At 41.6% G+C, this 9,167-nt stretch carries 4 protein-coding genes, 2 tRNA genes and 1 riboswitch; of the genes, 5 read left to right on the top strand and 1 reads right to left on the bottom strand.

The annotated features are described in order from the left end of the window. From K8S13_RS21495 to K8S13_RS21505, 3 genes are all read left to right on the top strand, one after another. A partial coding sequence (locus K8S13_RS21495) for a site-specific integrase (RefSeq protein ID WP_291465774.1) occupies nucleotides 1-924 on the top strand: 924 nt, incomplete at its 5' end. 378 nt (nucleotides 925-1,302) lie between these two features. After that, nucleotides 1,303-1,388: riboswitch (cyclic di-GMP riboswitch) on the top strand. Nucleotides 1,389-1,493: 105 nt separating this feature from the next. Further along, nucleotides 1,494-4,172, top strand: coding sequence for an FISUMP domain-containing protein (locus K8S13_RS21500; protein WP_291465775.1), 2,679 nt, complete (start codon nucleotides 1,494-1,496; stop codon nucleotides 4,170-4,172). A gap of 194 nt (nucleotides 4,173-4,366) precedes the next feature. After that, complete coding sequence (locus tag K8S13_RS21505; protein ID WP_291465776.1) at nucleotides 4,367-5,761, top strand: peroxiredoxin; 1,395 nt, start codon at nucleotides 4,367-4,369, stop codon at nucleotides 5,759-5,761. A 916-nt stretch (nucleotides 5,762-6,677) separates the two neighbouring features. On the opposite strand, the gene K8S13_RS21510 is transcribed toward K8S13_RS21505, so the two are convergent. Next, nucleotides 6,678-8,540, bottom strand: coding sequence for a LysM peptidoglycan-binding domain-containing protein (locus K8S13_RS21510; RefSeq protein WP_291465777.1), 1,863 nt, complete (start codon nucleotides 8,538-8,540; stop codon nucleotides 6,678-6,680). Nucleotides 8,541-8,955: 415 nt separating this feature from the next. On the opposite strand from K8S13_RS21510, the gene K8S13_RS21515 reads away from it, so the two are divergent. Together K8S13_RS21515 and K8S13_RS21520 are read left to right on the top strand one after the other, a co-directional pair. Continuing rightward, nucleotides 8,956-9,031 (top strand) — tRNA-Thr (locus tag K8S13_RS21515). Between the two features lie 9 nt (nucleotides 9,032-9,040). Beyond that, nucleotides 9,041-9,125 (top strand) — tRNA-Tyr (locus K8S13_RS21520). Nucleotides 9,126-9,167 lie beyond the last annotated feature (42 nt).

Raw genomic sequence — 9,167 nt, forward strand, 5'->3', positions numbered from 1 at the left:
AAAGGCCTTCCATTTAACGGCGGAAACTGCGGGCAAGTTTGTCCTCAAACATTCCGCCGTTTTGACATTCCAGGCCTTTTAAACTTTTACAAAAATCGCAGACAATCCGCTCCTTGCAAGGCAAACAGACCTGCACTGGAAACTGTAGCTCTCCCAATGATAAATTCCACCGGCTATTTAAGACGTATACTCAATTTGGGAGCCAAACAAACCCCTCCAAAAGTGAACCGAGTGCCATATATTCCAATGCTTAAAGAAAACAACGTTCGGAAAGGTTTCTTTGAATATGGTCAATTTATTGCTTTGAGAAATGAGCTTCCAGAATATTTGAAATCATATGTAACTTTCGGCTATAAGGTTGGATGGCGGTATCAAGAAATTACATCTTTGACATGGAGTGATGTTGATCTGAAAAATGGGATTGTACCTCTTAAAGTCGGTGAGACAAAGAACAAGGAAGCAAGAACTATTTGTCTGGATCAAGAACTTCAATCCATGCTGGAAAGCCAATGGGACAGAAGAAGGAAGACCGAAAAAATTGTTCCATTTGTTTTTCCGGGCCAAGATGGTACCGGTAAAATTGTTAATTTCAGAAGAGCTTGGAATACGGCCTGTAGAAAAATCGGCATGGGTTACGGTTACAAGCTACTCGTAGAATATGTCCTAAAATGGAAAGACAAATTGCCAGCGGGTCCTATCTTCCATGATTTACGCAGAACGGCTGTAAGAAATATGGTACGAGCTGGAGTTCCAGAACGTGTTGCGATGATGGTATCAGGTCATAAAACAAGATCCGTTTTTGATAGATACAACATTGTTAATGACTCTGATCTGAAAATGGCATCTGCAATGCAGGAACAATATCTGGAAAATCAAACGGACACAACCACAGGCAGAATAAATATTTTTGGTGGTGTGAAGTAGCAAAAAGTGCCGTTGTAACCGTCTACATTCATAAATCAATTACTGGGAGTACCCGGAGTGATGGGTATTCTCAGTAATGAACCATCTCCTATTTTTGAAATTAAATCATTTTTCCTTGTTACAGCTACTCTCCAATAAAATTTAATGGAGAATCTGTTCATTTATTTTTATTTTTTTCTATATATTTGAATTTCATTTTCCAAAAAAGTAAAGTCCACAAAAACATTTAGGAAAACATTTACCCACAATTGTTACATTCTTTTCACACTTTAACACATTTTTTTCTCAGAAAAAATTTACCTAAAAAAACTGTAAATACTACAAAACCTGACTCCTTGTGCCTTGAATAAATCGGCATGGTTTATGCAAATAATTCATGATAGTTAAAACCAAACCTGCTGAGAAACAGGGACGGAAAGCCACGGGTCTTAAAAATTGTTTTAAGAGAAAGCCGGGTTGCCATAGGGTGACCTGGCTTTTTTAATTGGGTTGATTGTTAAATAAGAGGATTGTAGCGATTGTTTTTAAACACTTGCCAAAGCAAATAGACAAAAGACAGGAATAAGGAAATGAAAAAAAAGCCATATAATTGTATCGGAACTATCTTCATTTTTGTCGTGTTAGTTCTGCAGGTCTTTGGTATGGGGGAAAATGTAAATGCCGGCAGTACTCTATGTCAGGTATCTTCAGATTCTAATAACGACGGGGATGTTGATGGTACGGATTTACAACTGCTTGCCGCCGCGTTGGAAAATGGGACGCAAGATAATGGCAGCCTTGTAGACTTCGTTGAATTATTTGGAACGGATGATGTGGACAGCGCACTTGCTGAATTACAGCCGCAGCTCGCCATGGTGGTTGCAACCGGTACAGACAAACTGGAGATGGCCTGGACCCCGGGAGAAGATGGCCAAACACCTTCGGATCAGATCATATACGATATTTATCTTGGCCTGGATGAATCATTTATCACGGATGCCTCCACTCTGGTGGATACGGTAACCGGTACGAATCAACTTGAAATAACAGGCCTTGAAAGCGATACCCGCTATTATGGCAAAGTAATTGCCACCTATGCCAATCATACCAGTTGCGCCAGTAACTGCCTGCAAACTAAAACGTATCCTTTCCCCATTCAGGAAAACCAAAATACGGTGATCTCAAAGGCATGGGATCTTGGTTTGGGAAAGCATACAACATCTGACGGCATCACTTATATTTATTCCGAAGGAACCCTTCCACCAGTCGGCAGCATTCTTTTTTCTGAGGACGTTGCAGGCGGTATGACTATCCGCCGGGTTGAGTCAGCCACTTCATCTGGTGCCGAGATTACAGTGGTCACCAGTGATGCATCCCTGGTTGATGTCTTGGACCGGGGGGCAGGGTTTACCGCTTTCAAACTCTTTGACGTGGCCCAAGAGGCTGAAGAAATGCCCTCAACCAATATGATTACCGCTACCGCAATAAGTTCTAAAAGCAAAGACGGCAGCCGTTACAGCCGGATAGACTGGAAGAATAATCTGCTTTCCGCTGAGCAAACCACCTATGCCTATGACACGGATACCTTTTCCGTTCAGCCACAAAATGGAAGTAGTGCTGTTAAACTTTATGACAGTGAAGATTATTCTTCAGAATTTGAAGCAACAGTCACTGCTGAATTTGAACCAGAGCTGATTACACATGCTGAATGGGGTGGATCTATCTTTACTGAGCTTGATTCCGCCCATGTAGGCGCTAAAGGAACACTTACATTAACGGCTAAAGCCCAATATAATTTTTCTGCAGCGGGAGATGTATCTAAAAATTTCAAACTGTGGGATAGAACCTGGGCAACGGTATATCAAGCCGGTCCGGTTCCTGTTTATCAAGAGATTACCTTGTCCATGGATGTTGTGGCCAGTGCATCTGCTTCAGTTGCGATAGAGGCCATGGCCCAGGCACAGTTGACAGAAACAGTGGAGTTGGGTGCCACCTATGATGGTTTTACCTGGACCCCTTATATTACCTATAATGAAGAGACATCGTTGACCGCCTCCCTTGATATCAAGGGAGAGGCAAGTGCTGAGATCAGACTGATTCCTAAAATTAAAGTAACCTTTTATAGGGTAGTTAGCGCCAGCCTGACGGTCGAGCCTTTTGCCGGTTCCAGCCTTACCTTTGCGGAAACGACCAATAACTTGGAATTTTTGGCCGCCCATCCCGAACATGTGGTGGAGCTGACCTCCTTTGACGCCTCTCTGGGCATGGAAGCCAATGTTGCCGCTTCTCTCAGCGCCTTAGGCTGGCACTGGGATGTCCTGCCCTCCACCTGTGTACTAGGCACAGGGGATTGTCTTTATGCATTTAATGAACTGGAACTCTTTTCTATTCCGCAACTGGCTTTAACAGCAAATGGAATGCAACTTCAACTTCAAGTTACGGACGGAACCAATAACCGGTTCAATCCCGCTTCAGTAGAGTGGGAGGTGTTTCCAAATGATGCTGCCACTATTCAGCAAGGTTCTTGTAGTCAATCCGGTGACACCACCACCTGTTTTGCTACCTTAATACCTGGTGAAGAAGAGTATATGGTTTTTGTATCCGGTCATGGTATCCTTGGTGAGATGGGACGTCAGTTTGAGAATCCCTCTCCCTCATCTTGCGGTGCATACATAGCCCCTGGTGTTTGGAAAGAGTTTGACTGTTATAACCTGGCTGCCGTTGGCAAGACTACAGATGACGATCCCTTTATTCCCTCCTGGCGTCTCATAGGTGGTTACTGGCAGTGGGGCAGGAAAGGCATCGCTGCCCAGGGTCCTACTGGTCCTGATCCGGCTCAGGCCAACTACGATGCCATAAGCGGCTGGAATACTTCATATGCCCCCAATGGGTCCTGGTCTGATGCATATAAGACTGCCAATGACCCCTGTCCTGACGGGTACAGGGTGCCAACCCATAGCCAGTGGCAAGGCGTGATGGAAAATAACCCTCAGAGTGTTGTGGGTACATGGTCAACAACCTGGGATGACTATACCAACTACAGCGCCGCCCTGTTTTTCGGTAATAGCTTGATGTTGCCGGCGGCTGGCTGCCGGCACCTCAGCAGCGGTTGGTTGAACAGCCGTGGCCAGAACTGTTTATACTGGTCCAGTACTGAGGACTCCACCGACAGCAACTACGCGTGGTACCAGTCCTTCAACGGCAACTTCGCCGCCACGAACTACACCTACCGTGGTTACGGCTTATCGGTGCGCTGTGTCGCAGAATAATTCGACTATAATGACTATTTGACTATTTCAAATTTTGGCCCGAATCGTGGGAATCGAACAAATTGTACGATTCGGTTAAAAAAAGATAGACTGCGAAGCGGCTAAAAATTTTTTAAAATGAGATTACAGGAAAAACTGGCCCGGGAAACAGGCAAAACATTTATCTATACAAGCAGGGGGGCTGGATTCTCCATATGAAAAAATTATCCATTATCCATAGTCAGTTATCAATTGCCAGTACTGTTATCCTACTATCCATCTCAATAGCCTATGCCCAGGAAATTCGACTTCATTTCCCCCATTTTTCAGGACAACAATATGACTGGAAAATTTTTCAAGGAGAAAAAGAACTGACTGTTCAATCAGGCAAGATTTTTCAGGATGGACAAGTGACCCTGAGCATGCCGAAAACATATCAAGACTATCGAGGTATGACCCGATGGCTGCTTAAAAGTGGTGGCGGCCTGGATATGATTTATACCGGCAAGGGGTTCTCGGTGGAATGTCTGTCAGACAAACCAGGCCCAGGGAATATCATATATACCAGAAACCTTGAAAATGACTATCTGGTTGCACAGCATCGTCGTCAGCAGACAATTCTGGACAAATTGGAAGCGGTGAGCCATGTACTCCAGGTATATCCTCACAAAGAAGATTTTCACAGAATAGCTTTAAAAGAACAGATAAATTTACGCCTGCAATTTGAGCAGACCCAGAAAGAAAGATCTAAAAGTCATTTGTATGCAGCACGGTTTGGAGAAATTGTGGATTTTACCAGAGGGGTGGCAGATAAAATATATGAGAACCAGGAAGATCATATCCGGTATTTCAACAATTTTGTGACCTATAACCTGAAATTTATGGATCTTTACACCAGCGGTCACTGGGACCAGGTGCTTCATCATTGGGTGATGATGAATATCAATTCCCAGGACGGAGATGAACAATTCAGAGTCCGATTAAATACTGTTTTTAAACGGGTGGCTGAAGATCACATCCTAGCAGCAGTTGCTCAAAAATGTGTTCCTTTGTTAGTTCAGAAAGGTAAAGATGACCTCCTGCCTGTTATCGTGTCCCATTTAGACGGGCATCCCGATGCCAGAGCAAAATTATCCGACAACGTTAAGAAAATGATGGCATCGGTTAAAATACTGACCGGAAAAAAAGCACCAGATCTCGTATGGAAAGCACCAATTTTAACCCAGACTATACAGATGTCCCAGGATATCATTTTGAAAACAGATCACCTGGATGCCGACTATACGATTCTATTATTTTATCAAGGAGATTGTCAGCTATGCGAAGATGCCCTCATCGACCTTGCCAATAAATATATATGGCTGGCCTCAAATAATGTCAGGGTAATCGCTGTCAGTGGGGATGTAAGTAAAAAAGGCTTTCAAAAAAAACTGGCCTATCATCAATGGTCGGATAATTATTGCGACCTTGCCGGTATGGGTGGAGCGAATTTCAAGAACTATGCTGTACTGGGTGTTCCCACCTTGTATCTGCTGGATAAAAAGGGGATTGTTCTTGAGAAAACAGCCACGGTGGAGGACTTGTTAAAAGCTATCAAAACCAAGTTGTGAACAAAATAATCCTTCCCAAATATTGTAATTGGAAATACGGTCAAAAATGGCTCTGTTTATTATTGGCATTTTCAAAATATCAATTAAACTTTATGAGCCAGGAAGGGTGGGAAATAGCATTCTTCCAGAGTAATTTTTATAATATATAAAAATAAACCGAGCACAGGTATAAATCATGATTGATGGAAATCAAAAAAAACAATGATGCCAAAAGAAGGCTTCTTCCCTTTGATATAGTGTTTCCAGATTAATTATTAACACTTAAAAAACAATATTCAATGAGTCTGACAGGCACAATAGACATATCGGGTCCCAATCAAGAATAATTACAAATCGCAACACGCTGTATTTATAGGCTAATGCTGTGGACAAAGAAATAATGTATACCACCGATTATACACTTAGGAATCCTATGCTCTATCCACTGAGCTACGGGGGCATGAGCTTTTAAAATTTGGTTATAATTAACATAATCAAGGGGTTTAAGCAATACTTGAAAGCCCCTTTCATACTGGATTCCTGCATATATTAGAATGTAATCAAGAATGCAAGAATTAAATTTGTTAAGTTGATTTTTTAGGCACTTATTAAAATTTATATTTGGTTTTGTTTGGAACTGTTTATAAATATTTGACTTTACCCATGCGAAAATCCCAGCTTCCAGTGCAGGTCTGCTTGCCTTGCAACGACCGGATTGCCTGCGATTTTTGTAAAAGTTTAAAAGGCCTGTAATGTTTAAGACGGCGGACTGTTTGAGGACACATTTGCCCGCAGTTTCCGCCGTTAAATGGAAGGCCTTTTTGAACTTTAACCTGAAGGTCACACGTAAAAAATCGTTCAGGCACTAGGGAGTGTAAGGTGAGCAGACCGGAACGGGTATACGGGTATTGCCTGTGTGGTTTATACGTATGAACCCTTATTCAACAATTAATTTTTGTCCGGGAAATATTTTACTTCTTTTACTCAAACGATTTAAGGCAAGGAGTCGATTCAAATCCATATTATATTTTTTTGCAATTGTAAAAGGGCTGTCTCCTGATCGAACTTTATAGGTAGCAGTTCCTTTCCGCACAATTTTTAATTGCTGTTTAGATGTAATATAAAGGGTTTGGCCAATGCTCAATGTAGTGCCGGATAATTTGTTTGCAGCCATGATGGTTTTTGTGGTGGTGCCGAATTTTCTGGCAATAATCCAAAGATTGTCCCCGCGCCGGACGATGTAGGTGAGAGTCTGTCCGGGTGATAGCGGCTGAGATGCAGGTACATTGATTTTTGCTCCGCCGGCTCTGCTGGGTATTTTTAATACCTTGCCGGCAATAATTCTATGGGATTTATTTATATGGTTGGCAGCCGATATGGCCCGGATGGATGTTCTATACTTTTTAGCGATTCCGGATAATGTATCTCCTCTTCTCACGCGATGATACACAACCATGGGTGGAGGAGAATAAGTTGTTTTAATTTTATCTATTTTTGAAAGAAACAATTGGGCCTTGTCTTCAGGGATTTTTAATAGATAAGATTCCGGTGGAAGCAGGGCATATCTCAGCTCGGGATTTAAATTTTTTAATACCGTTGTATTCACTCCGATTTCTTTAGCAATATCTTTGAGCCTGACCTGTTTTTTGATTTCGCATATTTTATATTCAACGGGCAATAAGGGATTGTCAATTTTGATATTATATTTTTCAAGATTATTTATAATATGGAGGGTCGCCAAAAATCTGGGGACATACCGCGAGGTCTCCCTGGGTAAACTTTGGTAAAGATCCCAAAAATTATCAAGATAGTTTATCCTTTGTTTTCGGATGGTTCTTAATACTCTTGACTCTCCACAATTATATGCAGCAAGGGCTGTTGTCCAGTCTCCGAAAAGATTATGAAGCACTTTTAGGTAGGCAATTGCTGCAATGGTTGCTTTTTCAGGATCTAAACGTTCGTCGATATAATAATTTCGGCTTAACCCGAATTTATATCCGGTAGAAGGGATAAACTGCCATAAGCCGAGGGCTCTGGCTGGAGATAATGCTCTTATTTTAAACCCGCTTTCAACTAATGGAAGCCAGGAAAGATCTTCGGGCAGGCCTGCTTTTTTTAATTCAAAAACGATAAACGGTCTAAACCGATTGGCCCGTTCAAGGGATTGTATAAAGAATTTTCGTTCAGGCCCTGTAAATCTTTTTATCTCTTTTTGTACATGTTGGTTCAGGATGATCGGTATCTCATTGTATTGTCCGTTTACCACTATCTGGCGGGAGGCATAAATTTCAAGAATTCGTTTTGATATCAGGTATCGGATGTCTTCTTTTTGCTGATTGAATTCAGGATAAACTTCTGAATCAATCTCGAGTATGGAATAATAGGCAGAGTCAAGGTTGGTCACCGCTTCCTCTAATTTACCTTCCTCCCACATCTGCTGGGCATAACTACAAAGCTCTAGGGCCTGGTCGATCTTCTCCTGGACAGTGATCTCTGACTCCTGATTTTCTTTTTCCTTTTCAAGGTCTGATGTCAATGAATCTTCTTTGCAGGGATTTTGTAAAGATGAATCTGAGATGGTGATAGGTTCTTTATTATCATCTTGTTCTTCCAGGCTGTCGGCAATCATTATTTTATTATTTGAATCAGGGAGATCAGAATTGATGTCAGCTTTCAGAAGTTCCGAAGAAGCCGTCTGTATCTTAACGTGTTGATCAGAGGTGTTTTTATTGTAAGAGTGTTGACAACCTGCCGTGATCCAAAAAAGTATTAAAATTATAGCAAGTTTATAGTTTAGCATTTTTCCCTCTATATATTGCAATTTGTTTTTTCAAGGAATAATTATAAAATTAGGAAAGGCTTGTCAAGGATATATGCGTCTTCTGAATTCTTTTATTATGTTTTTGATCTCCCCGGGCGTGTGAAAAAAATTCTTGTCACGTCTATTTTATTTGTGTATATTAAAAAGTTATTAAATTTTGGTATCCTGATTTTATAAAGATTATTTCATTCTGTATGTTGTCTTGATGCTGAATTGGGCTTGATTCAAAGAAAAAATAAGGAAATAAGAGCAAAGAGAGGTTTTAGGGCCTCTAATCCAAATGTTTGAAGTTTGTGCCCGGAAATTGGAAATATTTGGAGTTGATTATCTTGTATTGCTCTGATATTATCTCTCGGTCTTTTTGCCGTGACAAAGTGCTGCGGGCATAAGATGAGCCGATATAGCTCAGTTGGTAGAGCATCTCACTTGTAATGAGAATGTCCTCCGTTCGATTCGGGGTATCGGCTCCAAAATAAATTGGTGGGGTTCCCGAGTGGTCAAAGGGATCAGACTGTAAATCTGACGGCTCAGCCTTCGGAGGTTCAAATCCTCCCCCCACCACCAGTGTGTTGTGTAGGAGATCTTAAAGCGGTGTTAAGAAGGATC

The sequence above is a fragment of the Desulfobacula sp. genome, from assembly GCF_021107415.1.

What these genes read in the sequence shown, in the direction of transcription:
- K8S13_RS21505 (WP_291465776.1), top strand. Translation starts at nt 4,367, where the DNA reads ATGAAAAAATTATCCATTATCCATAGTCAGTTATCAATTGCCAGTACT.
- K8S13_RS21510 (WP_291465777.1), bottom strand. Translation starts at nt 8,540, where the DNA reads ATGCTAAACTATAAACTTGCTATAATTTTAATACTTTTTTGGATCACG.
- K8S13_RS21500 (WP_291465775.1), top strand. Translation starts at nt 1,494, where the DNA reads ATGAAAAAAAAGCCATATAATTGTATCGGAACTATCTTCATTTTTGTC.